The organism is Paucibacter hankyongi (genome assembly GCF_037482915.1).
GTDB classification, from domain to species: Bacteria; Pseudomonadota; Gammaproteobacteria; order Burkholderiales; family Burkholderiaceae_C; genus Paucibacter_A; species Paucibacter_A hankyongi.
Genome location: NZ_JBBHJX010000002.1, coordinates 417,973 through 443,702, shown reverse-complemented (window position 1 = coordinate 443,702; position 25,730 = coordinate 417,973). Strand labels below are relative to the sequence as shown.

At 63.9% G+C, this 25,730-nt stretch carries 21 protein-coding genes; 12 read left to right on the top strand and 9 right to left on the bottom strand.

The features are described from left to right. Positions 1–381 precede the first annotated feature (381 nt). Positions 382–1,068 carry a hypothetical protein gene (locus WG899_RS05465; RefSeq protein WP_339594613.1) on the top strand — a complete coding sequence of 229 codons (687 nt, stop codon included), beginning with the start codon at positions 382–384 and terminating at the stop codon, positions 1,066–1,068. Between the two features lie 113 nt (positions 1,069–1,181). Here WG899_RS05465 and WG899_RS05460 read toward each other — a convergent pair whose 3' ends face one another. Next, positions 1,182–1,355 (bottom strand): hypothetical protein, encoded by a 174-nt coding sequence (locus WG899_RS05460; RefSeq protein WP_339594612.1) that lies wholly within the window; start codon positions 1,353–1,355, stop codon positions 1,182–1,184. Here WG899_RS05460 and WG899_RS05455 point away from each other — a divergent pair. The 3 genes from WG899_RS05455 to WG899_RS05445 all read left to right on the top strand — a co-directional run bounded on the left by WG899_RS05455 (position 1,355) and on the right by WG899_RS05445 (position 4,271). Then, positions 1,355–2,269, top strand: a complete 915-nt coding sequence (locus WG899_RS05455) for an HprK-related kinase A (RefSeq protein WP_339594611.1) — start codon at positions 1,355–1,357, stop codon at positions 2,267–2,269. The genes WG899_RS05460 and WG899_RS05455 overlap by 1 nt on opposite strands. Next, positions 2,266–3,345, top strand: a complete 1,080-nt coding sequence (locus WG899_RS05450) for a nucleotidyltransferase domain-containing protein (RefSeq protein WP_339594610.1) — start codon at positions 2,266–2,268, stop codon at positions 3,343–3,345. Before WG899_RS05455 ends, WG899_RS05450 begins: the two co-directional genes overlap by 4 nt. Before the next feature lie 137 nt (positions 3,346–3,482). Next, entirely contained in the window at positions 3,483–4,271 is a 789-nt protein-coding gene (locus WG899_RS05445) for a substrate-binding periplasmic protein (RefSeq protein ID WP_339594609.1), read from the top strand. 20 nt (positions 4,272–4,291) lie between these two features. Here the strand turns inward: WG899_RS05445 and ypfJ are convergent, their stop codons facing one another. After that, entirely contained in the window at positions 4,292–5,173 is an 882-nt protein-coding gene (gene ypfJ / locus WG899_RS05440; protein WP_339594608.1) for a KPN_02809 family neutral zinc metallopeptidase, read from the bottom strand. Positions 5,174–5,284: 111 nt separating this feature from the next. On the opposite strand from ypfJ, the gene WG899_RS05435 reads away from it, so the two are divergent. Further along, complete coding sequence (locus WG899_RS05435) at positions 5,285–6,208, top strand: GGDEF domain-containing protein (protein WP_339594607.1); 924 nt, start codon at positions 5,285–5,287, stop codon at positions 6,206–6,208. A gap of 40 nt (positions 6,209–6,248) precedes the next feature. Here WG899_RS05435 and trhA read toward each other — a convergent pair whose 3' ends face one another. Continuing rightward, positions 6,249–6,896: a PAQR family membrane homeostasis protein TrhA gene (trhA, locus tag WG899_RS05430; RefSeq protein WP_339594606.1), complete on the bottom strand. Its 648-nt coding sequence runs from the start codon at positions 6,894–6,896 to the stop codon at positions 6,249–6,251. Positions 6,897–6,967: 71 nt separating this feature from the next. On the opposite strand from trhA, the gene WG899_RS05425 reads away from it, so the two are divergent. After that, positions 6,968–7,786, top strand: a complete 819-nt coding sequence (locus tag WG899_RS05425) for a substrate-binding periplasmic protein (protein ID WP_339594605.1) — start codon at positions 6,968–6,970, stop codon at positions 7,784–7,786. 46 nt (positions 7,787–7,832) lie between these two features. Here the strand turns inward: WG899_RS05425 and WG899_RS05420 are convergent, their stop codons facing one another. The 3 genes from WG899_RS05420 to WG899_RS05410 form a co-directional block, all read right to left on the bottom strand. Then, positions 7,833–9,521: an alkaline phosphatase family protein gene (locus WG899_RS05420; RefSeq protein ID WP_339594604.1), complete on the bottom strand. Its 1,689-nt coding sequence runs from the start codon at positions 9,519–9,521 to the stop codon at positions 7,833–7,835. 99 nt (positions 9,522–9,620) lie between these two features. Then, the gene (locus WG899_RS05415; RefSeq protein ID WP_339594603.1) at positions 9,621–13,538 is read right to left on the bottom strand and encodes a two-component regulator propeller domain-containing protein; all 3,918 of its coding nucleotides are present in this window, start codon (positions 13,536–13,538) and stop codon (positions 9,621–9,623) included. A 277-nt stretch (positions 13,539–13,815) separates the two neighbouring features. Next, positions 13,816–14,493, bottom strand: a complete 678-nt coding sequence (locus tag WG899_RS05410; RefSeq protein ID WP_339594602.1) for a diguanylate cyclase domain-containing protein — start codon at positions 14,491–14,493, stop codon at positions 13,816–13,818. Positions 14,494–14,798: 305 nt separating this feature from the next. Here WG899_RS05410 and WG899_RS05405 point away from each other — a divergent pair, with 305 nt between their 5' ends. The 4 genes from WG899_RS05405 (at position 14,799) to WG899_RS05390 (ending at position 19,485) form a co-directional block, all read left to right on the top strand. Then, positions 14,799–15,377: an ECF-type sigma factor gene (locus tag WG899_RS05405; protein WP_339594601.1), complete on the top strand. Its 579-nt coding sequence runs from the start codon at positions 14,799–14,801 to the stop codon at positions 15,375–15,377. A 10-nt stretch (positions 15,378–15,387) separates the two neighbouring features. Further along, positions 15,388–18,237 carry a protein kinase domain-containing protein gene (locus WG899_RS05400; RefSeq protein WP_339594600.1) on the top strand — a complete coding sequence of 950 codons (2,850 nt, stop codon included), beginning with the start codon at positions 15,388–15,390 and terminating at the stop codon, positions 18,235–18,237. After that, positions 18,234–18,584 carry a hypothetical protein gene (locus WG899_RS05395; RefSeq protein ID WP_339594599.1) on the top strand — a complete coding sequence of 117 codons (351 nt, stop codon included), beginning with the start codon at positions 18,234–18,236 and terminating at the stop codon, positions 18,582–18,584. Before WG899_RS05400 ends, WG899_RS05395 begins: the two co-directional genes overlap by 4 nt. Before the next feature lie 154 nt (positions 18,585–18,738). Continuing rightward, a complete protein-coding gene (locus WG899_RS05390; RefSeq protein ID WP_339594598.1) occupies positions 18,739–19,485 on the top strand; it encodes a PEP-CTERM sorting domain-containing protein in 747 nt (248 codons plus the stop codon). A 39-nt stretch (positions 19,486–19,524) separates the two neighbouring features. Here WG899_RS05390 and WG899_RS05385 read toward each other — a convergent pair whose 3' ends face one another. Beyond that, entirely contained in the window at positions 19,525–20,127 is a 603-nt protein-coding gene (locus tag WG899_RS05385) for a PEP-CTERM sorting domain-containing protein (RefSeq protein WP_339594597.1), read from the bottom strand. Positions 20,128–20,180: 53 nt separating this feature from the next. After that, on the bottom strand, positions 20,181–21,803 hold the full coding sequence (locus tag WG899_RS05380) for an alkaline phosphatase D family protein (protein WP_339594596.1): 1,623 nt from the start codon (positions 21,801–21,803) through the stop codon (positions 20,181–20,183). Positions 21,804–21,974: 171 nt separating this feature from the next. Between WG899_RS05380 and WG899_RS05375 the strand changes: the two genes are divergently transcribed. Next, positions 21,975–22,850, top strand: a complete 876-nt coding sequence (locus WG899_RS05375) for an ion transporter (protein WP_339594595.1) — start codon at positions 21,975–21,977, stop codon at positions 22,848–22,850. A 40-nt stretch (positions 22,851–22,890) separates the two neighbouring features. Next, positions 22,891–24,282, top strand: coding sequence for a TAXI family TRAP transporter solute-binding subunit (locus WG899_RS05370; RefSeq protein WP_339594594.1), 1,392 nt, complete (start codon positions 22,891–22,893; stop codon positions 24,280–24,282). Here the strand turns inward: WG899_RS05370 and WG899_RS05365 are convergent. Then, positions 24,279–25,679, bottom strand: coding sequence for a metal-dependent hydrolase family protein (locus WG899_RS05365; protein ID WP_339594593.1), 1,401 nt, complete (start codon positions 25,677–25,679; stop codon positions 24,279–24,281). The two genes, WG899_RS05370 and WG899_RS05365, sit on opposite strands and share 4 nt — an antisense overlap. Positions 25,680–25,730 lie beyond the last annotated feature (51 nt).

Here is a 25,730-nt window from a genome sequence, read left to right as displayed (position 1 = left end):
CACATGCGCCAAAGCACCCACTCTCCAAGGTCGAATCCAGTGGCTATTGCCAAAACTCTATAATTTCTCCGCCCTACCCCCTGATGTATGGGGGTTGAGACTGTATCGCCGGCACTTGGCATGGTGTCAAATGTGCTAACGGTTGCTTTAAGCAACGCGCAGGGCGCCTTGTCTCGGTGAAACGCGTGTTGTATGTGCCGCCCTTTTGACCTCACCAGACGCGTGAATGTGGGTCTGTTTGTTCACAAACCATTGTTTGCGTGCATTCAGCCACATCAGTTTTCACAAATGCTGGGGTACCCTAGGCGAGCTCAGCGGCGCCATCAGGAAGCCATGTGGCTTTGCAGAAGCAAAATTTCGAATCGACCAGGGTTTAGCACCATGAATGACCAGATGAACGACAAAGACGGTGTGGATCAACATAACTCCTCAGGGGGAAAAGTTGACCAGGGTCGACGTCGCCTAGGTACCGTTGGCGTTACCGGCACGGCCGTTCTCTTGTCGGTGCCAAGTCGGTCGGCAGTGGCGGGCTGGGGCAGTTGCACCGGCTCAGAACTCGCGTCGGGAAATTTGTCGCGTGCAGGCGCAGCCAACCCTTGCGGCTGCAGCCCTGGTTTTTGGGGGCCACAAAACCAAAATGGCACGAATCTGTGGGCGAAGACGCCAAAGCTCTTCACCAAATATCCACCAACCACAAAATTCAATTCATTATTTGGCGCCTTCTTTGGGGACCAAAAAGACAGCGCGGGGAAAATCCTCGTTAAAGGGGATGATATTGCGTTGAATGAAGTTTTTCCGGGCCAACGAGCTGGCCCGGGAAGTAAATACCCCAATAAATGTTCTGCCTCCGATAGCACTGCTATGCACGCTGTGGCGGCTCTGCTGAATGCTGAGTTTTATGGCGCTCGTTACCCAGTAGCTCCGCCCTATATGGACGGATTGGCAGTAATTGCTGACTTCAAGAGCCGCTATCTCCCAAAAACTTTTGCGTCGTTCGTCACAAAGGTCGATGTCTACTCCAGTAGCAACACTTGGTGTAATGGCAAGGATCACGGCGGCATCGTGTAATCGAATTGCCTTTTGTGTCTGAGCCTAGATTACGTCTTGGCCGCGGGGTGAGATGGCGCGGTTTCGCTGATGGTGTTGTCGTTTACGTCGGCGAGACCTGCGAAACGCATCTTCTACCCCAGCAGTATTCGCTGCTTCTGAATAACCCGGAACGAATCAGGCGGACCGATCGACCGGAACTTATTGAGGTCGGTGATTGCCCGCCAGATCGCGTTCACTCTGAGATTCAGGCTTCCGGTCATCTCCTCGATGAACTGATCGAACTCAAAGTTCTCGACATCATCCATTGACGATCGCCAAGTTATCGCCCGCAGCACTGCAGCAGCGTCTCTCGCAGCAAGGCTTGCTCCTTCCCTGTGGGCCATTTAACGTCAAACTGCGCTCCGACCTGCCGTCCTTGGCTCGGGATCTGCTGCAGATGTATGGCGCCTTTCCAGTTCTTGATGCGCAGGCCTATGTCGATTTCGAGGTCGACTTGCGCGCGCCCTCATGGCCGCGTCGATATTTTCGACCGCAGGTCGTGCTGAACTGCGACGGCCGCATTCCCTTCAAACCCTTGCCATTGGCTCAAGCCTTCCCGATGCTGGAGTGGGGCCTGAATTGGGTAATTTCATCGCACGCGCATAACTATTTGGTCATCCATGGTGCCGTGGTGGAACGGGATGGTCGAGCGCTGATCTTGGCTGCCGACCCAGGCTCGGGCAAAAGCACGCTATGTGCGGCACTGGTTCATCGCGGTTGGCGTTTGTTGTCCGATGAATTGACCCTGGTATCTTTGACCGATGGCACGGTACAGCCGATCGCCAGGCCGATCAGTCTGAAGAATGCCTCGATAGATATCGTGCGAGGCCTCGGCCCCGACGTCGTCGTCAGCGAAGCCTGTCACGATACAGCCAAGGGCTCCGTGGCCCATATGCGCCCCCCTGCCGCTAGCGTGGCGGATATGAACAAGACCGCAATGCCGGCCATGTTGGTGTTTCCCAAATACCTCGGTGGGGCGGATCTACTCAGCCGGGAGGAGGGGAAGGCACAGGCGTTTATCGAATTGACGCGCCACACCTTCAACTTTTCGGTCCTCGCTGGCGACGGATTCGGCGCGCTAGGCAATTTGATAGAACAGGTCAACAGTTTTCACATTCAATACTCCTCATTCGATCAAGTCATTCCTGAGATCGATCGCTTGTGGTGCAAAACGGTATGACACGCGCCCTGGAGCAGGCTCATCTTCTGACCAATACGCTGCGAGAGCCGCAGACGGTAAGTCGCTTTAACATCCGCGATTGGGAGCGGCTGATCTGGCAAAGCCGTGCTGCGGAAATGATGGCGCAGTTGCATCAAATTTTGAGCGCGGCTGATGTTTTGCGACTAGCTCCGCCCTCGGCGCAGCGTCATCTCGAATTGGCTTGGCAGGTCTCGATCCGGCACGCCGAGGCCGTGAAAAGCGAGCTACGCGGCCTGCAAGAAGCTCTGCAAGAGCTCAATGTTCCGGTATTGCTCTTGAAGGGCTCGGCCTATTGCGTGCAGTCCAATTCGGCCTCGGTCGGACGAATCTTCAATGACATCGATATTTTGGTCCCCAAGCAGAGCCTTGCTGCGGTGGAACAAAACCTGAGTTGGGCTGGCTGGCATCCCTCGCACACCAATGCCTACGATGAACGTTATTACCGAGAGTGGATGCATGAAATTCCACCGCTCGAGCACAATAACCGCGGAACGGTTTTGGACGTTCATTTCACCATCTTGCCGCCAACCTCAGGGATTCGCCCCAACCCTCAAGACTTCTTTGATGCTTCGTTGAAGCTAAGCGGCGAATGGTCGTTCTTTCATGTGTTGGCACGCACCGACATGGTGATCCATTCGGCCTGCCACCTGTTCTTCGGCGAATTCCACAAGGGTCTGCGCGACCTCCACGATCTACATTGCCTACTCACCGAGTTCTCTACGCAAGCTGAGTTTTGGCCTGAGTTGATCGCACGCGCCAGGCACCTGCGACTGACCTTACCCTTGCTGGATGCGCTCAGACAATGTCGGCGTCTCTATGCAACCGAGGTCCCCGCCGACGCGATCAGCCAACTGCGGCAAGACCAGCAATCCCGCTGGCCAGGCTTTTTGCGAGAGTGGCTTTTTGAGCACGCCCTCCGCCCGGCTCACGCCTCCGCATTTGGCCCTAGCACTCGCCTGGCTCACTGGATGGTGTTTGCGCGCAGCCATTGGCTGCGCATGCCGCTCCCGCTCCTGGCCTATCACCTCGTGTACAAGGCTTTGTTTGCCAAATAGTCCGTAATGGGCGAACTATGGCTGTCAGGCATTCGGCCACGAGCACAGAGATTTCGCGTGCTGTACTAACACGTTGAGCCTCTGGATTGCTGTCTAATCAATTCCTCGGCTAGTGGCCTTAAACAACACACACCAAGATGTTTAAGCGGGACTTATTGCGGAGCATATTGTCCTTGGGTCTGGCTTGGCTGGGCCTTGAACCCATCGCCAAGGCGACGCCAACAGAGGAGCCCCTCCCTCTGCTCGTCCTCGTTGAGCCCGTCCCACCCTTTTCCTACCCCGACTCAAACGGCCGCCCGGTCGGCTACGCGGTTGAATTGATGGAAGAGATGCTCCGCCGCTGCGGCCTGCAGCACCGGATCGAGTTCAATAGCTGGGCACGGATTTATCAGCGCGCCCAATCGCAAAGCAGAGCCCTGGTGATCAGCATGGCCCGGCTCCCCGAACGGGAGACGCAGTTCCACTGGATTGGCCCGACGGCGGCCCGGCGCGTCTATCTTTATCGCCTCAAATCAAGACCAGACGTTCAGGCGAACACCTTGGAGGCGGCCAAGGCCTACAAGACGGCGGTGGTGCGCGAGGATGCGGCCGAGCGTACGCTGATGGCTCATGGTTTCGAGTTGGGCACGCATCTGGACCGCAGCCCCGACCACGCGGCGATGCTGCGCAAGCTCTTCATTCAACGCGTTGAATTGATTGCCGCCAACAGCACCGTCGCCGCTGCCGTGATGGAGAAACTGGGCTACGACTTCAAACAAATCGAGCCGGTGGTGAAGCTGTCTGAGATCAGCCTCTATATGGCGCTGAGCCGCATCGAAGGCAACCAAACCCTGTATGTCCAGCTGCAACTCGCCTGGGACAGCATGCGCCGGGACGGCACCGTGGCGGCCATCGCGGCACGCCACCCTTATGTCACGCTGGATTGAAGGCCGCTCGCCTTAAGGCCTCAAACCGACCCGCCCCTGAAGGTGTCACAGCCCTTCAAGTCACCCGCCTCTAGGCCGCGTTTGAACCACTTCATGCGTTGCTCGCTGCTGCCGTGCGTGAAGCTCTCGGGCACCACGGTGCCGCGGGACTTGCGCTGCAAGGTGTCGTCGCCAATTTGTGACGCTGCATTCAGGCCCTCTTCAATGTCACCCTTTTCTAGCCAGCCCTTGCTTTGCTGCGAGAGGTTGGCCCACACACCGGCGTAGCAGTCGGCCTGCAACTCCAAGCGCACACTCAGGGCGTTGTACTCGCGCTCCGACACGCGCTGGCGTGCCGCATCCATCTTGGCCGTGGTGCCTTGCAGATTCTGCAGATGATGGCCCACCTCATGGGCAATCACATAGGCTTGAGCGAAGTCACCTGGTGCGCCAAGCTGGTTGCGCAAGGTGTCGTAAAAGCCCAGGTCGATATAGACCTTGCGGTCGGCTGGGCAGTAGAAGGGCCCCATGGCCGCCTCGCCCATGCCACAACCCGTTGGGCTGCGGCCACGGAACAGCACCAGGGCCGGCGCCGGGTACTTCTGCTGGCTTGCCGCGAAATAGTTAGCCCACACATCTTCGGTATCGGCCAGCACCACGCTGACAAAACGCGCAGCGGGGTCCTGCGGCTTGGCGCCTGGCTGCGAATGTGGCACGGGCGCTGGCCCAGCGCCGCCGCCATCCATCAGCCCCAACACCGTCATCGGATTGATGCCAAAGGCCCATGAGGCCAGCAAGGCAATCACGATGCCCCCGAGGCTCAGCCCACGCCCACCACCGACACGCATGCCTCCGCCCATCCCAGCGGATCCATCGCGTCGGTCTTCAACGTTATCGCTCTGGCGTTGATCTTCCCACTTCATCATCAGCTCCCTTGCTTCAAACCTGTCGCGCATGGTATCGGCTTCGCCGCAATGCCGCCCCCAAGGGCTGGAGAATCCAGCAGAATCAGGCCTTGCCCAGGAGTGACCTCTATGACCGAAGCCGACGCGCCGCTACCGCAGGGCATGGCCGACATCTTGATGAGCCTGCATGAAGAGAGCCCCTTGCTGGTGGCCTTGTTCGACGCGCGGGACCGGCTGCGCCACGCCAACAAGGCCTGGCGGCAAGCCTATGTGGTCGGGCCCGACGAGCAGCCAACTTGGGCCGACATCATGCGTGACAACCACGCTCAGCGGCATGGCGCCGCCATAGAAACAGACAATATCGAAGCCTGGATTGCCAACATCAGCTCAAGGCGCGGCAAGCTGCCATTTCGCGCCTTCGAGGCCGACCTGTGTGACGGCCGCTGGATCTGGATGACCGAGACCTCCCAAGCGCAAGGCTGGATGTTGTGCGTGGGCAGCGAGATCACCCCCTTGCGCCAAGACAGCCGCTCGCTGCGCATCGCGCACAGCAAAGCCCTGGCGGCCGCCCAAACAGACGCGCTGACCGGGCTCAGCAATCGCCGCCGCGGCCTGCAACTGCTGCAAGAAGTGCTGAGCCATAGCGAGTCCTGGCCCATCTGCGTGGTCACGTTTGATCTAGACGATTTCAAACAAATCAACGACCGCCTCGGCCATGCGGCCGGCGACCGGGTAATCTGTGATTTCGCCAGCCAGATGCAATCCAGCAGCCGCCGCGAAGATGGCTGCGCCCGCATAGGTGGCGAAGAATTCTTGCTGATACTTCCGGCGGCCGGCTTGCCGCAGGCCCAGTCCATTGTTGAGCGCTTGCTGAGCCGGGTGCGCGTGTCACGCCCCCTGCCCGAGCACCCCGAACGCGGCTACACCTGTTCAGCCGGATTGGCCTTGGCGGTGTGGGGCGAGTCGGCCGAAACCCTGCTCGCCCGAGCCGACAAAGCGCTCTACCAAGCCAAGGCGGATGGGCGTGACCGCATCGCCATCGCCCCCCCCTGAAAGATGGTTTGCGCCCCGTGAAGGGACTATCCCTGCGCGCTCAGAAGGCGTACCAAAGCGCGGCAACAAAATGGCAGCCGCTGCCGGCCAGCACGAATAAATGCCAGACGAAATGGGCGTAACGCACCCGGTGGTCAAACAAGAACACCAGCGCACCCAAGGTGTAGGCCACACCGCCTGCCACCAACCAGGCCAAACCGGCCGATTCAATGCGGCCAATCAGCGGCCCCAGGGCGATGATGACCATCCAGCCCATCGCCACATACAAGCCGGTCGACCAAAGCGGATGACGCAGGCGGTTGAACAGCTTGGCCGTCACGCCGACGATGGCGCTGGTCCAGACCAGGCCAAACAAGGTCCAGCCCCAACCGCCATGCAAGACGCCGAGCGCGAACGGTGTGTAGCTACCGGCAATGAACAGATAGATCGCCGCATGGTCCAGCCGATTCAGCCAGACCTTGGCGCGGCCCTCGGGCACCGCGTGATACAGCGTCGAGATCAGATAGAGCAAGATCATCGTGGCCGAGAACACGCTGGCCGCAACCACATTGCGCGTCTGCCCTTGCTGTGCGGCGGTGTAGGTCAAAATAGGCAGCGAAGCCACGGCCAGCAAGAAACCCAGCCCATGGCTGATGGCATTGGCGATTTCCTCGCCCAAAGTTTGATCTCGCGCTGTCATGCGGCCCATTGTGCCTGGGTCGTGTGAGCGCTTGAATGACGCATATCAAGCGGCCAAGCCAGCCAGACGGTCCATTGTTCATGACAACTTGCCTCATTCAGTCCCTTGCCGGCAGCACCGGCCCCAGCCGCCGCGCCGCCTTGGTCTGGGGTGTTGCCGCCGCATTGGCGCTGCGCGAGGCCTCGGCTCAGCCGCTCGTCAACGAGCCCGGCAAGCTGACCGTGCTGATGGAAGAATTGCCGCCCTATTCACATCAGGACGGCGCAGGCCGCCCCAGTGGCTATGCCTATGAGCTGGCCTTGGCCCTGCTGAGTCGCGCCAAGATCGAGGCGACATTCGAGTTTGCTTCCTGGCCTCGCATCCTGCACCGCGCCCACAACGAAGCCAATATCCTGGTGCCCGCCATGGTGCGGCTGGCCGAGCGTGAGGCGCAGTTCTTCTGGCCGGCGCAAATTTCGGTGCGTCGCGGCACCTTGTACCGGCTCAAGTCGCGGCCCGAGCTCAGGCCGCGCAATATCGCAGAAGTCAGCGCCTACCGCGTCGCCGTGGTGAAGAGCGACGTCTCCGAGCGCGAGTTGCTGGCCCTGGGCCTGAACCAACAGCAGCACCTGGACCGCAGCGCCGATCACGCCAGCCAATTGCGGCGCTTCTTTGCGGGGCGGGCCGATCTGCTGGCCCTCAACCCCTCGCTGGCGCCTGCTTTGTTGCGGCAGTTTGGCCACGACCCCGATCTGATCGAGCCGGTCCTGAAGTTCTCCGAGTCCCGGCCGTCGATGGCCCTGAGCCTCGCCAGTGGCGAGCCCATGTTGCTGCGCCTGCAGCAAGCCTGGGCCGAGATGCGCCAAGACGGCAGCTGGGCCGCCATCCTCAAGCGCTACCCGATGATGACGCAGGAGTGAAGCGCCGCCGCCAGGCAGTGGCACTCGTTCGCCTGCGTCAAGCCAATTAGGGCGCCTTGGGCCAAGGCAGCGGCTTGCCCTGCGCTTGCGCCGGGGCCTTCACGCGCAGCATCTGTGCCAGCGAAGGCGCAATGTCCACCACCTCCACCGCTTGCGTCACCTCGCCACGGCCCACCCATTGCGGGCCCCAGGCCAAGATCGGCACATGCGTGTCATACGCATGTGGCGTGCCGTGCGAGCTGCCACCCGGGCGCGAGCTGAACAGCCAGTTCGGCTTGATGACGAACTGCACCGGCGCCGACACCTCCGGGTGCCAGGCCTTGCGCGCCGATTTCAGGAAAGGCGTACTCTCATCGCTGCTCAGCAATTGATCCGGCGTGAAGACGGCCAACACGCCGTTCACCTGCAGCATCAAACGCTTGGCTTCGGCGTACACCTCGGCCGGCTGCAGGCCGCGTGCGGCGATCTGCTTGTGATCGAACAAGACCCCCGCGGCCGAGAAGCCCACCACCCAGCGGCCCTCGCCAAACTTCTTCACCAAGCCCTCATTGACCGTGGCCTGCAGCAGCGCGGGGTTCAGCAACTCGGCATCGCGGCCCTGCGTCTTGGCCCAGGCCGGCGTGTCGGCAAAGCCGTGGTCGGCAGTCAGCACAGCCACATAGTTAGCGGCTCCAACCTTCTCATCCAGGTATTTGAAGAAGCCCTGCAGGTAACGATCCAGGTGCAGGAAGTGATCATGCGAGAGGCGCGACTCTGGGCCAAAAGCATGGTTGACGTAATCGTGGCTGGACAGGCTGACCGAAAGGATGTCGGTCTTGGCATCCGCCCCGAGCTGCTCGCCCTCAATGGCCGCGCGCGCAAAAGCCAACGTCAGCTCATCGCCATAAGGCGAGGGCAAGATATTGCCGTAAAAACGCGGTCCGGGGCCGTCCATCTTGTCGCCCAACACGGCCGGCAGCTTGTTGCCATTGCCCGCATTGCTCTGCCAGGGCTGGTTGTCGGGCACCGAGCGCGCATAGGCCGATTCGGGCAACAGCGGCGCCCAGGCCTTGCCAAAGAAGGCGTCGGCCGGCTTGGCGGCATTGAAGTTTTTCACCCACTGCGGGTGGCTGGGCATGTAATAGGTGCTGGAGGCGAACTGGCCGTCCTCGCTCATGAACATATAGGCCGTGCCCTTGTGGCCGGCCGGCAGAATCGCGCCGCGGTCCTTGCCGGAGATGCCGATCACCTTGGACTCGGGTTGCACGCCGCGCAAGACATCACCCACCGTTTCGGCGCGCAGATTGCGTGGGCTGGTGCCGGCCAGCGGGTCGGTCTTGTGATCGATGTACTGGTAGGCCGTGTCGCCGGTGTTGTAGACCTGCTCGAAGCTCTTGGCGTCGCGCCACTCATTGCTGATGATGCCGGTGCGCTCCGGGTAGGCGCCGGTCAACATGGTGGCGTGGCCGGCCGCCGTCACCGTGTGGCCGTGGCCATAGTGGGCATTGGCAAACCAGGCGCCGCGGTCCAGAAAACGCTTGAAGCCATCCGGCTGCAACTGGTCGCGGTAGCTCAAAACCTGGCGCATCGGCAGGCCGTCCACCACCAGGAAGACGATCAGCTTGGGCGCCGGCGCGGCAGCGCTCGACGGGGCGCCCGGCTGCGCCGGTACCTGCGCGCCGGGCGGCGTTCCGCAAGCGGTCAAGACCGCCAGGCACAAAGACAGCAGCGCGAATTGGGGCAAGGACTTCTTCATGATGAGCGTCGAGTCAAATGAGGCCAGAGCTTAGTCGATTCCAAGCCTTGGCCGCCGCTCGCCTGCGCGCCAAGCATCGATAGCCGTGCGCCTAGCGGGTCAAGGTGCCGTGCAAGGGATGTCGATGACGAAGCGCGCGCCCTCGCCCGGTGGGCTGCTGGCCTCGATGTGCCCGCCCAAGATGGCCGTCACGATGTTGTAGCTGATGTGCAGGCCCAGGCCGCTGCCACCCTGGCCCAGGCGGGTGGTGAAGAAGGGCTCGAAGATGCGGCCGAGGTTTTCGGCGCTGATGCCGCTGCCGTTGTCGCTGAACTCGATGCGCACCCATTCGCCCGGCCCCTCGCCGCCGGCATCTTCGCGGCGCCGCGCCTGCAGCCGCATGCGCCCTTGCTTGCGGCCATCCAGGCCGTGCAGCATGGCGTTCAAGATCAGGTTGCTGAGCACTTGGCCGAGCGGCCCGGGGTAGCTGTCCATGCGCAGGTCGGGCTCCACGTCCAGCACCAGTTCATGCTCGTCGCGGCGCAAGCGGTTGGCCAGCGTCAGCGCCACCTCGTCGCACAGCGTGTGCAGCTCAAAGCTGCGTCGCTGGTCCGAGGTCCGGTCCACCGCCAGCTGCTTGAAGCTGCTGACCAGGCCGGCCGCCTGCCCCAGGCTGCGCATCAGCAGATCGGAGGAGGACTCGGCATCCTCGCAAAACTGCAGCAGGTCCGAGCGACGCAGCCCGCCCGCCTGCACCTGCTGCCCTAGCGCCTTGCTGGTATCGCGCAAGGTGCTGGCCACCAGCAAGCTATTGCCCAGCGGCGTGTTCAGCTCATGCGCCACCCCGGCCACCAAGGAGCCCAAGGCGGCCAGCTTTTCATGCTCCACCAGCCTGGCCTGCGTCAGCTGCAGGCGCCGATAAGCCTCGGCGTTATCAAAAGCCACCGCGGCATAAGCGCCCAGCGTGCGCAAGATGTCAAGATCACCGGCGCCAAACGCTGACGGCTTGTCGCTGAGCGCACACACCACGCCGATCACCTCGCCCTTCAACATCATCGGCGCGTAGATGCAGGAGCGCGACGGAATCAGCTCCGCGCCACTGTGCAGCTCCACCCGCTTCGGCGCGGCGCCGGGGCTTTCGATGATCTCGCGGTTGTCAAAATCCATGTCATCGATGCAAATGTCGCGGGCCCCCAGCACGCATTGCACCGCCGGTTGCTCGGTGGCACTCAGGCTGCGGCGATAGGGCTTCAGCAGTTGGTCGTGGTGCATGACAAAGTCAAACGCCAGCACCTCCTCCTCCCGATCCAGCAAACCAACCCCGAACACCGAGGCGTTGACCAACTCCTGCGCATGCGCATACAGCGTGCGCTGAATCGACAGCACATCCAGCGACGCCGTGATCTGCCGGCCAATTTCGCTCAGCACCGCGATGTCGTGGCGTGCCTTGTCGGCCTGCTCGCGCTGAGCCTCGGCCTGCTGCTTCTCGGCCGCCAGTTGCAGCTTTTGCTCCTGCAACTCTTGCGTGCGCGCCGTCACCTGGCGCGCCAGGCTCTGCCGCGTGCGCTGCAAGAAGCGCACACGCCAGTGGTAAAACGCCGCCAAGGCCATCAGGACCAGCAACCCCAAGCCGGTCCGCCACCACCAAGTGCGCCAGTAGGGCGGCTGCACCTCCAGCGTCAGCAAGGCCTCCCCTTCGCCCCAAACCCCGTCCGAGTTGGCGGCCTTGACCAGCAAGCGGTAGGAGCCTGGGTCCAGATTGGTATAGGTGGCCAGCCCCAGCGCGCCCTGGCCGAAGATCCAGTTGGTGTCGAAGCCCTCCAGCATCCAGGCATATTGGTTCTGATTGCGGTCGCTGAAATGCAGCGCCGACAACTCAAAGCTGATCATCGATTCGCGATGCCCAATGTGCACCGACTTGGCCCGGTGCAAGGCCCCGGTGATGCCCAGGCTTTGCAAGCTCAGTTGGGCGTCGCTGGCGGGGCGATTCGCCTGCCGGGTGATGTCGGGCGCGGCCTCGGCATCGCTGCGCAGCGAGCGGTTGAGGATCAACAGATCGCTCAACACCACCTCCGGCGCCGACAGGTTGTCGCGCAGCAGCTCCGGATTGAAGCGCAGCAGACCATGCCCGCCAAAAAACAAATGGCCATCGGCGGCACGCCAGGCCGCCCCGAAATTAAAGCCGCCATCAAATCGCCGCGGTCCGTCGTAATAGCGCGCCACGCGCTGCTCGGGCTGCACGCGCACCAGCCCATGCTCGGTAGCAAACCAGACCTCGCCATTGCCGGCCACCTCAAGCGATTCGATCGAACCCTTGGTCGGCATACCCGGCAGCTCACGCCAAGACTTCAGCTCCCTGCGCCCGTCCGGGTCGAGCAACTCAAACAAGCCCTGATCGGTAGCCAACCAGAAACGCCCCAAGGCGTCTTGGCGCATGCCGTGCACGGCCAGTCGGGATGGATTGGGCATCAGGGCGCTGGGCCGCAACACGCTGCCGAAGCGCTCGGCCTGTGCATCCCACAGATACAGGCCACCCTTGCTGCCGACCCAGAGTCGGCCTTGGCGGTCCAGCAACAGACTGTCGACAATGTCGCTATAGCTCTTGCCGGTGGGCTGCAAATCGATCAGGTAATTGCGCGCCTTCAGGTCGGCGCCGATGCGGTAGACGCCCACCTTGCTGCTGGCCCAGACATCGCCCTGGGCGTCATAGGCCAAGGCGCTGATCGAGGCGCCGCCCACCGTCTTGTTGCCCAGCTCGATGCGCGTGCTCTGCCCCTTGGAGGGGTCAAACAAGACCAAGCCACGCTCGCCGCCCACCCACAGCCGCCCGTCCGACGCCCGCAGCAAGGCCTTGATCTGCGTGATCGGCAACTGCGTCTGCGGAATCCGCTGGGTGTGGCCACTGGCCAGATGCAGGCGGTTCAAGCCTTGGCCGTAGGTGCCGGCCCACACATGCTCGGCGCCGTCCGGTGCAATCGCCATCACCTCGCGGCCAGACAGCGACTCGGCGTCGCCCGGCACCGACACATAGGCGCTGAAGCCCTCGCTGCCCAGCCCGGCCACGCTGATGCCGTAATCCCAGCTGCCCACCCACAGAGAGCCGGTCGCATCCAGCGCCAGCGTCGACACCGAGTCGGCCACCAGGCTGCTTTGAATCGCCGGCAGATGCCGGATCGCCTCGGCCGTCAGCGCACCCTCGCGCCAGCGGTGCAGCGCCGGCGCCTGCGACTGGCCGATCCACATCGAGCCCTCGCGGTCACGCAAGAGGCCGTAGACATAGGTCTTGGGCAGGCCCAGCCGGTCGCCCAGCGGGTCGGGCCGTGGGCCGTCCCGCTCCATCCGCCAGATCTGCAGCCCGCCGGTCATGCCCACCCAGAGGCGCCCGGCGCCGTCCAGCGCCATGCGGCTCACCATCAACTCGGCCGGCTCGGCGCCATGCGCCTGCGTGGCGGTGTCGAACTGCATGCCGGTCGAGCCATCGGCGCGCAGCTGCAGCACCCGCGAGCCTCGCGCCACCCACACCCCGCCCTGCCCATCGGGCAAGAGGGTGCGCAAATTGCCCGGCGTCGCGGTGGCAAATTGCTGCTCCGCGGCCGAGCGCTCAAAGCGACCGCTGGCAATGTCAAACAAGAACAAGCCGCCATAGCAGCCCATCCACAGCTTGCCGGGTCCGGCCTGCAACAAGCCCACCACGCGGCGCTCGGCAGCGCTCAAATTGGCCGGCATCTGCTGGCGCTGAATCTGCTCGCTGCTGCTGTCCAGCCGGTCCAAGCCAGCGGCCGTGCCCACCCAGAGCCGGCCCGGCTGATCCTCCAGCAGCGCGTGAACAATCGGGTGGCTGAGCGAGTCGCTGCGATCCGCTTGCGACTGGAACACCTTGAAGTGGCGCCCGTCGAAGCGAGCCAGTCCGGCAATGGTGCCGATCCAGATCAGGCCTTGCCGGTCCTGATAGACGTTCAAGACCGCAGCGCTGGGCAGACCGTCAATCGTGCCCAGGTGAGAAAAGCGCAGGCTGTGCAAGGCATTGGCCTCGGCCACCCGAGGCGGCAGCCAAAGGCAGGCGCCCAGCAAGCACAGCCCGGCCAGCCACAGGCGCGGCCCCAGCAGCCATCCCGACCGACACGGCCATCGCCATTGAAGCGAGCTTCGAACAATCATCCCAACAGGCCTCTGCGCTCTCGACAGGCCCTATGGTCGCACGGACGCGGTCGATTTGCAGACCCCTGCGGTCAGCGGGTTGCTCGTCGCGTGGCAGATTTTTCGGGGTGACGCGGGTCGCGGTATCGCTGTACCGCTGTATCGCAACCCGGCAGTGTCAGGAAGCCGGCAGTCCCCGCACGTCGAAGTCATTCAGCCCCAGGGGGGCCGGCGCTGGCATGTGCAGGTCCAAGGCACGGCGGCCTTCTTGCACCGGCCAGCGTGCGTCGGTCGCGCCCAGTTGCAGGGCGGCCTCGGCGGCCTGCGTCATTTCGGTGGCGCTGATACGCGGGCATTCGCATTTGGCCAGACCCATCGACAAGACGGCGTGCAGGCTCAGCTGGTCCAGCTCATAGTGGCCGGACAAGGCCTTGTGCAAACGCGCCTGGATCGCCATCACATTGGCCCGCTCCACGTTCTGCAGCACCACGGCCAGCCGGCAGTCGCCGACCCGCAGCGCCACATCGGCCGCGCGCACCCGGCTGCGCAGCCGCCCCGCCAACAGCTCCACCAAACGCTCGGTCAAGCCCTGCAACTGCTTGGCGGTATTGTCGTCCTCTGGGTGACGCAGCCCCAAGGGGGAGCGCACCGCCACCTCGATCAGCAACAAGGCCGGTCGGGTGCCAATTCGGCGCGCCGCACTCAGCTCTCGGCTCAGCGTATGCGCCAACCCCGTCAAATCGGCCACCCGCCCCAGCTGCGCCAAGGGCGCGCGCGGTGCCGGCCCATGCGCCGCCACCATATCGGCCGAAACCGGCTTGCTGGTAAAGGGGAAGAGCGGAGGTTTGATGTTCACCATATTCGTTTTGGCGATGTTGTCGAGGAGGCTGGTGGTTGGTGGCAGGCCAAGCAGCTTGCCCGGGCCTCGCTGGCCCAAGCAAAGGCGAGGATCACAACGTCTCGACAACGGCCCAGCACCTGTGGTGCCGGCCTCCCCGCCCTCGACGCTCCGTCATGTCCTCAATAGGTAAAACGCAATCGGCCCGACAAACCCGACATCGATTTCAAAATATTTTTCAATCCCGCTCCGGCTCGCCCTCCGGCCTGCCGCTAGAGTGGCGGGCCCGCCCTTGTTTTCAGGCCTCCCCGCCGCCCGCCGCCTTGTCGAACAGCCCTCACAACCCCAGCCGCGACATCACCCAGCTGCTGCGCGCCGCCGGCGCCGGCGATGGCCTGGCCGCCGAAAAAGTCGCCACCCTGCTGTATGAAGACCTGCAGCGCCTGGCCCGCAGCCGAATGCGCCAAAGCGGCCACCTCACCCTGCTCGACCCCACCGGCCTGGTGCACGAGTCCTGGCTGCAGCTGCTGAAGGCCGGCGACCTGAGCTTTTCAGACCGAGGCCAGTTCCTCGCCTACGCCGCCCGGGTGATGCACAACATCGTCATCGACTTGGTGCGTGCCCGCGCCGCCCAGCGCCGGGGTGGTGATGTGGAGCACCTCACACTGAACACCGCCGTGGCCGAGCTGGCACCGCAGGGCGACGAGGAAATCCTGCGCGTGCACGAGGCGCTGGAAGAACTCGCCGCCCTCGAGCCGCGCCTGGCCCAGGTGGTGGAGATGCGCTACTTCGCCGGCCTGCTGGAGTCCGAAATCGCCGAAACCTTAGGCGTGACCGAGCGCACCGTGCAGCGCGACTGGCAAAAAGCCCGGCTCTTCTTGTCCATGGCCTTGAAGACATGAGCATCCACCCATGAGCGACGCCCGCCGCGACATCGACAAAGCCCGCTGGCCCCTGCTCAGCCCCCTGCTGGACGAACTGCTGGACCTGCCCGCCGAGCTGCGCGGCGCCCGCCTGCGCGAGCTGCACGCCCAAAGCCCCGAAGGCCCGGCCCTGGCGGCCGATCTGCAAGAACTGCTGCGCCGCCAAGACGCACTGGAAGCCGCCGACTACCTCGCCACCCCCGCCTTGCAACAGATGGAGCAGCAAGCGGCCGCTGCCGCAGAAGCCGCTGTTCCCAGCAACAGCCCCGGCCAGCAGATCGGCAGCTACACGCTGGAGCGCGAAATCGGCCAGGGCGGCATGGGCACCGTCTGGCTGGCGCGCCGCACCGATGGGCGCTTTGAGGGCCTGGTCGCCATCAAGTTCCTCAACGCCGGCCTCTTGGGCCATGGCGACGCCGGCCGCTTCACCCGCGAAGGCCAGATCCTCGGCAAGCTGGCCCATCCGCATATCGCACGCCTGCTCGACGCCGGTGTCAACACCGCGCTGGGCCCGGCCCAGGCCCAGCCCTATCTGGTGCTGGAATATGTGGACGGCCTGCCGCTGGACCGCTACTGCGACAGCCACTCGCTGGACATCCGCGCCCGCGTGACGCTCTTCCTCGACGTGCTGGCCGCCGTGGCCCACGCCCACACCCGGCTGATCCTGCACCGCGACCTCAAGCCCTCCAATATCCTGGTCAACACCGCCGGCGAGGTGAAGCTGCTGGACTTTGGCATCGCCAAGCTGCTGCACCAGCCCGGCGAAGACGACGCGTCTTCATCCTCCGGCGCCGCCACCGAGCTGACCCGCCAGGCCGGCCGCGCCTTCACCCCGCGCTACGCCGCCCCCGAGCAGGTGGAAGGCGGCGAAGTCACCACCGCCACCGACGTCTATGCCCTGGGCGTCTTGCTCTATCTGCTGCTCAGCGGCGGGCAACACCCCACCCAGCAGCGCGACGATGAGCGCACCACACCGCTGGAGCGCCTGCGCACCGTCGTCGAAGTCGAGCCCAAAAAACTCTCCGAGCGTGCCCGCAGCGCCCGCCGCGCAGACAGCGATCAATACGCCGGTGGCAAAGGAGCCAGCTACAAAGAAGCCCGCGCCCGCGCCAAAGAGCTGCGCGGTGACCTCGACACCATCGTCGCCAAAACCCTCAAAAAAGCCCCCGCCGAGCGCTACGCCAACGCCGCCGAACTGGCCGAAGACCTGCGCCACTGGCTCAACCATGAGCCGATCAGCGCACGGCCCGACAGCGCCGCCTACATCCTGGCCAAGTTTGTGCGGCGGCACCGCCTCGCCGTGGCGGCCGGCAGCCTGGGTCTGCTGACTTTGAGCGTCAGCATCGGCGTGGCGCTGCGCCAGGGCCAGGAGGCGCAAGCGCAACGCGCCCAAGCCGAGGGCCTGATCGAGTTCATGCTCGGCGATCTGCGCAAAAAGCTGGAGCCGGTCGGGCGGCTGGATGTGCTGGATGCCGTGGGCGAGAAGGCGCTGGGCTATTACGCCACCCAGCAAACCGGCCGCCTGGACGCCGACGCGCTGGGCCAACGTGCCCGCGCGCTGCACCTGATGGGCCAGATTGCCCAGCAGCGCGGCAAGCTCGACGAAGCCAGCCGCATGTATGACGCTGCCGCCGGCAGCACCGCCGAACTGCTGCAGCGCGCGCCCAAAGACGGCCAGCGCATTTATGACCATGCGCAAAGCGTGTTCTGGGTCGGCGATGCCGCCAGGCGGCAGGGCCAGGCGGAGCAGGCCGAAAAGCAGTTCAAGCGCTACCTGGAATTGGCCGAGCAGCTGGGGCCGCTGGCGGCGGGCAAGCCTGATTGGCAGGCCGAGCGGGCGCATGCGAGGGGCAACCTGGGTATCTTGCAGCTGCAGGCCGGTCAGGCTCAGACGGCATTGCAAAATTTCCAAAAGGCTTTGCTTGTCTATGAGGACCTGGCCCAGACGCAAACCGATTTGCGGGGTAATCAGATTTCGACACTGGGCTGGATCTCCCGGGCGCATCAATACCTGGGAAGCTACGCCGAAGCCCTTACGGCCGACCAGAGCAAGCTGGCGGTGCTGAGCGGCATTCCCAACCGCGAGCAAGACCACAAGTTGCAGGACCAAGAGGCCAACGCTCATCATGACGTCAGCCGCTCGCTGTTCTTCATGGGGAACAACGACGCTGCCCAGCAGGAATCCGAAAAGGCGGTCGCGCAATTCGAACTGCTGAGTGCGGCAGACAAGAGCAATCTTGACGCCTTGGAAAAACTCTGCTCCCTGCGCCTAGGCTTGGCCGAAATCCGCCTGGCCCGTGGTGGGCAAGACCTGACCCCCTTGCTGAACCAGCTCAAGACCGATATTGCGCTCTTGCTGTCCACCGACGCCAAGCAGATGAAGTGGCAGGGCAGTTTGCGTGGCCGCCTGCTGTGGCTTCGAGCACAAATCGAACGCAGCGAAGCACAAGTCCACGCGCTGAGCGCCGAGATGACCAGCTACTTGGCCGATATGCAGGCACGCATCCAAGCCGGCACGCGCGTCAACAAAGACCAGCGCTTGATACTGGCCCGAGTCGAGCTGAGCTTGGGTGAGCTTTTGGGCAGTAGCGAAGTCACCGAAGCCAAGTTGCATTGGCAAGCGGCCGTCGAACGCTTGCGTGCAGATGTCACAAAATCAGATGCGCCGGCGCTGGCCGTGAGCGCATTGGCCCATTTCCGCTTGAATGCAATTGAAGAAGCGCGCCGGCTGGCCGAAAAGCTGGAGGCCTCCAGCTATCGGCACCCGGACTACCTCCGGCTCCGAACGCTGCTGCAAAAGGCGCCAACTTCTTCAGCTCCGCCAACAGGGAAACCATGACAACACCTAGCGACAAACCGGTCTACACCTTCACCGTCAACGTCAGCGACGCCACCGACCCGCCCACGGTCACCACCGTCCCCGCCGAAATCACCGTCGGCACCAACAACGGACTGATCGAGTTTGATCTGGCCACGCCGGGCTATAGCTTCGAACCCGTGGCGCCCATCGTCTTCAGCGAAGCGACGACCGACTTCCCCGACCTGTGGGCGGTTAGCGCGACCCAGGTCTTTATGCGCGACCGTTGCTCCAAGGCAGCCACACTGAACTTCACCATCCATGTGTTGGAAGACGGCAGCGGCCGTCGCCTGAGCCATGATCCGCTCATCATCAACGATCCGGAGTGATTTGGGTCCGCTGAGCTGACTTGCCGGGCTGCGATACTGCGCGCGCCGAACAAGCGCAAGCCTTGTGGTTTTTTTTGCTTCGCGTTTTGAGTTCGGTCATCCATAGCAAAGCGAGCAAGCACGCACGCAAGCTCACAGACTGGCAGCAGACCGCATGAAGCAACTCGCCCTCCTCCGCCCAGCCGCGCTGGCCCTCAGCACCTTCTTGTTGAGCGCCGCGCCCGGCTGGGCCAGCGCCGCCGAGCTGTACAACAACGGCCCGGTGGTGGACGCGAACGGCTTGTCGATCAGGGCCGCCAACGCCGCGACCTTCAGCTTCAGCTCGAAATCCGCTTCCAAGAACGCACTGGCCGAGGACTTCACCGTCACAGGCGCGGGCTGGCTGATCAGCAGCATCGACTTCTTTGCACTGCAGAACAACGCCACAAGCTTCACCCTGAAGGACGTCAGCTGGAGCATCCTGGCCGACGACGCCAACAATGGCCCGGTCGTGGCCAGCGGCATCACCGCGCTGAGCAACGGCGGCCTGCTCGGCTACCGGGTCACCGAGAGCACCTTGACCGACAAAACGCGGCCGATTTACCGCGCCAGCGCCGACATCGCCGATGTGAGCCTGAGCGCTGGCCACTACTGGTTGCGCTGGAGCATGACAGGCTCGCTCAGCTCCGGCCCTTGGACGGCGCCCACCTCGGATGCCCGCGTCGGCAATGCCATGTATTCGGCGGCCGGCAGCAGCTTCGCCGCCATCCTGGACGCCGGCAGCCAAGTCGGCGTGGAACTGCCTTTTGTGCTCAACGGGGAGATGTTGGCCGCCGTGCCAGAACCGTCAAGCGCAGCCTTGGCGCTGCTCGGCGGCCTGGGCCTCGCCTGGCGCCTGCGCCGCAAGGCCCAAGCGTCCTGAGCCTTTGGGCTGACTTAGCGCGCTGACCTAACGTACTTCTTAGCGCGCTGACTTGGCGCGCCGGCGCGCCAAGCCCATCAAAACCACGCCGCCCAGGCCCAACAAAGCCCAGCTGCTCGGCTCCGGCACGGCGCTGCTGATGCTCAGCGTGACCGTGTCGCCCGCCTTCAGGCCCAGGCTGCCGATTTGCCAGTCGCTCTGGCCGGCGTGGGCAAAGGGGTTGCCCACATCAACACCAAAGCCTTCGGCCGGGCTCAGCTGATAACGCTGAGCCACAGCGTCACCGCTTTGCGCCGCCACGCTGGCAAAAGCCGGCGACAGGCTGCCCACCCAGGCGAACTCGGCGCCGCCGCTGAGGCGCACTTCCAGGTTCTGCAGCTCAAAGCCTTGCAGCGCAGTGATCACCGCGTTGAAGCCAAAGGCCTGGCCTTCGTCGGCGACGTCCAACGTCAGATCAAAGCGCACGGTGGCGCCGCGCGCAAAGCCGATGTCGGCGCTGAGCAGGCTGCCGCCCAGGCTGTCAGTCGTGAGCTGGGCTGTGGCGCTTTGGCCCTCGGTCTCGATGTGGCTGATGGTCAAGGCCTGGGCCGAGCCGGCGGCCAGCAGGGCCAGCGCGGCCCCTGTGAGTGAAGTGAATTTCATGGAATCTTGTCCTTGATGCAAATGCTGCAGGGGGCCGAGTTCTTAGACGGGGCTTAGACCGGACTCAAGGTCTTGCTGTAGACCTCGTTGCCGGCTATGTCCTTGAAGGCCACGCGGAACTGGCGGCTGCTGGCGTCGATGTTCACTTCACCAAAGAACTGCAGGCCAGCAAAGGGCGAGAGGTTGGCCTGACCGGCGGGCGGGGCCTTGAAGAAGTCCACGCGCGGGCCGAAGGTGGCGTCCAGGCTGTTGGGGCCAAAGCTGCCTGCGTTGAGCGGCCCGGCAACGAATTCCCAGAAGCCGTCGAAGTCTTGAAACTGGGCCTTGGCGGGCTCGTACTGGTGGGCGGCGCAGTAGTGCACATCGGCGGTGAGCCAGACCACGTTCTTGATACCGGCTTGCTTGATGCCGCGCAGCAGGCCGGCGATTTCCAGCTCGCGGCCCTTGGCCGGGCCGTTGTCGCCGTTGGCGATGGCTTCCCACTTGTTGTTGCCGGCGGCGTCTTTGCCGTCGCCCACATTCAATCCGATGGGCATGTCGGCAGCGATCACCTTCCAGGTGGCGCGCGAGCGGCGCAGCGCGGCCTTCAGCCACTCCACTTGCTCGCTGCCCAGGAAGGCGGTGAGGTCGCTCTCGGTCAGCTGCAAATTGCTGCTGTTGGGGCCACGGTAGCTGCGCATATCGACCACGAACACGTCCAGCAGCGGGCCGTAGGGGATGTGGCGGTAGACGCGCTCGCTCTCTTCGGCGGTGAAGGGGCGGAAGGGGGCGTATTCCTGGAAGGCGCGCGAGCCGCGAGCGATCAGCAGCGGCACGTCTTTGACGGTGTAGCGCGCATCGTTCATCAGGTCTTTGGAGGCCGACCAGTTGTTGACCACCTCGTGGTCGTCCCACTGCCAGATTTGCGGCACTTCGGCATTGAAGCGGCGCACGTTTTCGTCCAGCAGGTTGTACTTGAAGCGGCCGCGGTACTCGGCCAGGGTCTCGGCGACCTTGGAGACTTCAGGCGTGACGATATTGGTCCAAGTGCGGCCGCCCTCGGCGGTAACGGTTTCGCTGATGGGGCCGTCGGCGTAAATGGTGTCGCCGGAGTGGATGAAGAAGTCGGGCTGCACGCGGCGCATGGACTCATAAATCTTCATGCCACCGAAGCTGGTGTTGATGCCCCAGCCCTGGCCGGCGGTGTCGCCACCCCAGACAAAGCGCACATCGCGCTTCAGCGCCGGCGTGCGGAACTGGCCCAGGACCGGCTCGCTGGTGGCGCGGCTGTTGCTGAGGCTTTCGAACCAGGTACGCACATAGACGGTGCGGTCAGCGGGCAGGCCGGTGAGGTCCAGGCGGGCGGTGAAGTCGGTGTTGTCCAGCGCATGCGGGCCGACGCGTTTGACGGCGTTGCTGAACTGCGGGTTCAGCGCGTATTCCACATGCAGGCGAGCCGGGCGGTCGGCGCGACTCCAGAGCATGGTGCTGCCCAGGGTCATGTCGCCGAACTGGATGCCTTGCTCCATCAGCGGGCGCTCAGTGTCCGAGGCCATGATGGCCGGGGCTTGGCCAGCCGCCCAAGCGCGGCCGAGGCCGCCAGCCATCGGCAAGGCCAGGCCGCTGCCCAGGGCCAGGCCAGATTTCAACAAGAGTCGACGGCTGTCGGGGGATGGCTTCTTCGTGCTTTCGCTCATGGATCGCTCCAAGCTCAATGGGGTGGGGGGGGTGGACAGATGGCGCGAGATTAGGCGGCGCTGATGATGCGGGCGTGACCACAAAGCGGCGGACCATGAGCCGGATGGCGGTAGCCTGCCAAGCCCATGCCTGGCCCATGAGCGCCGCTGGCTCTCGGTTACGCTTGCGGCATGAATAGCGCAAGTACACAACCTCCCGAGTTTGGCAAACCGCTGCAAGGCTGGCGGCTGAAGGCCTACACCATCATTTTCGAAGCCGACACACGCGCCGGACATAACTTCGATCTTGCGCTGATTGCCGCCGTGCTGCTGAGCCTGGTGCTGGTGATGCTGGAGAGCGTGGCCAGCTTCCGCGAATCGCACAAAGGCTGGCTGAACTGGGCCGAGATTGCCTTCACCGCACTCTTCACCGTGGAATACCTGCTGCGCCTGGCCTGCGTGCGCCACCCCTGGCGCTACGCCACCAGCTTCTTTGGCGTGGTGGACTTGCTGGCGGTGTTGCCGATCTATCTGGCCTTCTTCTTCCCGGAGCTGTATGCGCTGGTGGACATTCGGGTGCTGCGCCTGCTGCGGGTGTTCCGCATCTTGAAGCTGCAGGGCTATATCAACGCCTATATGAGCTTGGGGCGCGCCCTAAAGGCCAGCGCCAAGAAGATCTTGGTGTTCTTGTCGGCGGTGCTGATGATTGTCTTGATCATGGGCACCATCATGTATGTGGTGGAGGGGCCGGAGCATGGCTTCACGAGCATCCCGGTCAGCGTGTACTGGGCCATCACCACCGTCACCACGGTGGGCTTTGGCGACATCACGCCCAAGACCGACCTGGGCCGCGCCATCGCCTCGATGATGATGCTCTTGGGCTGGGGCGTGCTGGCCGTGCCCACCGGCATCATGACGGCCGAGATGGCCGCACAACGCATGGGCGATGAGCGGGCCATCACCCCCACCACCCGCACCTGCCATGCCTGCCTGCGCGAAGGCCTGCAGGCGGACTCCAACTTTTGCCGGCACTGCGGCGCACCGCTGCCCGAGTATCAAAGGGACTGACCCGATGCGGGTGGGCACTCGGCCTCGCTAGACTGAGCCCATGTCTGCATCCCGTTCCCTGACCCGTAGTTTTCGCGACGGCCCGCGCGCCCTGCTTTGGCTGGCCCTGGTTTTGAGCTTGGGGCTGGCGGCCTACTTTGCCGTCAAGCACTTCAGCCCGGCGCCGCCCAAGTCCCTGGTCATGGTGACGGGCAGCCCCGACGGGGCTTATCACCAGTTCGGCCTCAAGTACCAGGCGCTGCTCAAGCTCAACGGCATCACGCTGACGCTGCAGCCCAGCAGCGGCTCGGTGGAGAACCTGGCGCAGCTGAACGGCGGCCAGGCCGATGTGGGCTTTGTGCAAGGGGGCTTGGGGCCCATGGCCATCGCCGCGCACAACCAGCTGCCGGACTTTGAAGCGCTGGAGGACGATGAACAGCCCAACACACCGCTGCGCTCGCTGGCCACGGTGGCGCATGAGCCGGTGTGGATCTTCTCGCGCACGCTGCGGCTCTCGGACGGCCTGGGCCCGCTGAAGGGTCAGCGCGTGGCGGTGGGCGTGGCCGGCAGCGGCAACCAGAAAGTGGCGCTGGAGTTGCTGAGCAGCTATGGCGTGACCGACCACCGCCACCACCCGCTTGACGGCACGGTGCTGGTGGCCGAGGGCGGCATGGCGGCGGTGGAGCAGCTGCTGGCCGACCAGATCGACGCCTTGATCTTGGTGGCCTCGGTGCAGTCACCGGTGGTGCAAAAGCTCTTGGCCTCGGATGGGCTGCGCCTGGCCTCGCTGCACCAAGCCGAGGGGCTGGCGCGGCGCCTGCCCTACTTTGAAACCGTGGTGCTCAAGCGCGGCTCGGTCAGCCCCTTGCTGGACCGGCCCAATAAAGACATCACCCTGCTGGCCACCACCACCAATTTGGTGATTCAAGAAGACTTGCACCCCGCCCTGGCTTACCTGCTGCTGGAGGCGGCGCGACAAACTCACCGCACGCCCAGCTTGCTGGCGCGGCCGGGTGAGTTCCCGAACCCGCAGGGCACCGACTTCCCGCTGGCCGAGGAGTCGGCGCGTTACTTCAAGAACGGCCGGCCGTTCTTGCAGACCTACCTGCCCTTTTGGATGGCGAATCTGGTGCAGCGAACGGTCTTGATGGTGCTGCCGGTGTTGGCCTTGCTGCTGCCGCTGGTTCGCCTGCTGCCCTGGCTGCGCACTTGGCGGCAGAGCCGGCGCATCTATCGCCATTACGGCGAACTGAAGTTCCTGGAGCAAGACCTGCTGAGCCACCAGCTCAGCCCGGAGGAGCTGGCCCAGGCCCGCGCCAGCCTGGACCGCATTGAAGCCGATGTGCTGGGCACCCGCTTCCCGATTGACTTCACCGACCGGGTCTACACCTTGCGCCAGCATGTGGAACTGGTGCGGCGCAAACTGGATCGACCCGGCTCGATTGAACGTTAGCGCAGCGTGTTCTTGTAGACCTTGCCGTCTTTCATGATGACGACAAAGTTCTTGGCCGCATCGGCCACCAGCTCGATATGGGCAATCGGGTCACCGTCCACCAAGATCAGGTCGGCCAGCGCGCCTTCTTGCACCACACCCAGCTTGCCAGGGTAAGGGTTGCGCGGGCCGCTGAGCGCCAGCAACTCGGCATTGCCGCTGGTGGCCATCTTCAAGACCTCCACCGGGCTGTACCAGCGCACCATCTGCGCTAGCTTTTGGCTTTGCTGGGCGGCCACCTTGGCGTTGAACAAGGTGTCGGTGCCCCAAGCGGTTTTGATCTTGTACTTCTTGGCCAGGGCGTAGGCGGTGTCGGTGCCGCTCATCATTTGCTTTTGCTTGATGCGGTTCGGCGAGCCTTCGGCAAAGGCGGATTTGCCGTCATCGATGAAGGGCTGCAAGCTCCACCACACGCCTTTTTCGGCCATCAGCTTGGCGGTGGGCTCGTCCAGCAGCTGGCCATGGTCGATGCATTTGACGCCGGCTTCAATCGCCTGGCGCACCGCACGCGGGGTGTAGGCATGCACGGCGACATAAGTGCCCCAGTTCTCGGCGGCCTCAACACCGGCGCGCAGCTCGGCGGTGGTGTATTGAGTGACGTCCAGCGGGTCGTAGTCCGAAGAGACGCCGCCGCCGGCCATCATCTTGATCTGCGAGGCGCCCAGGGCCAGTTGCTCGCGGGCGCGTTGGCGCACCATGTCCGGGCTGTCGGCGATGGCCGCAGCCGCGACGCGCTCGCTGTGGCTGAAGTCGCCGGGACGGGCCGGCAAGTCCACCGGCAAGCGGAAGTCGCCATGGCCGCCGGTCTGCGAGATGAAGGCGCCGGAAGACCAGATGCGCGGGCCGCTGGCCAGGCCCAGGTCAATGCCCTTCTTCAAACCGAGCGAGGGGCCGCCCAGATCGCGGATGCTGGTGAAGCCGCGCATCAGCGTGTCTTGCGCCTCTTTCACCGCCGCCACATTCACAAAGCCGACATCCGAGGTCAGGATGGCCAGTTTCGACATGCTGGAGAACATGATGTGGGTGTGGGCGTCGATCAAGCCCGGCATCAGCGTGCGGCCGGCGCCTGCAACCTTGAGCAGATTCACATCGGCCGGCGTGGCTATCGGCGTGCTGGAAATGGCTTGGATTTGATTGCCCACCACCAAGACGTGGGACGGCGGCGACAAGCGGTCGGCCGTGCCATTGAAGATGCGCACGTTCTCAAACAAGACGGCGCTGGGCTTGGCTGCAGCTGCAGCAGGCGCCTCGGCGGGCTCGGCCGAGGCTTCACCATGCGCCATGGCTGCGGGCAAACCTTGGGCCAAGAGGCAGGCGGCCAACAAAGACCGGATCAGGGGACGGCGGCGGAGTTGCATGAGCTTCCTTTTGGCAGATGACAGCGCCACAAATTCTGCCCCATAACCGTG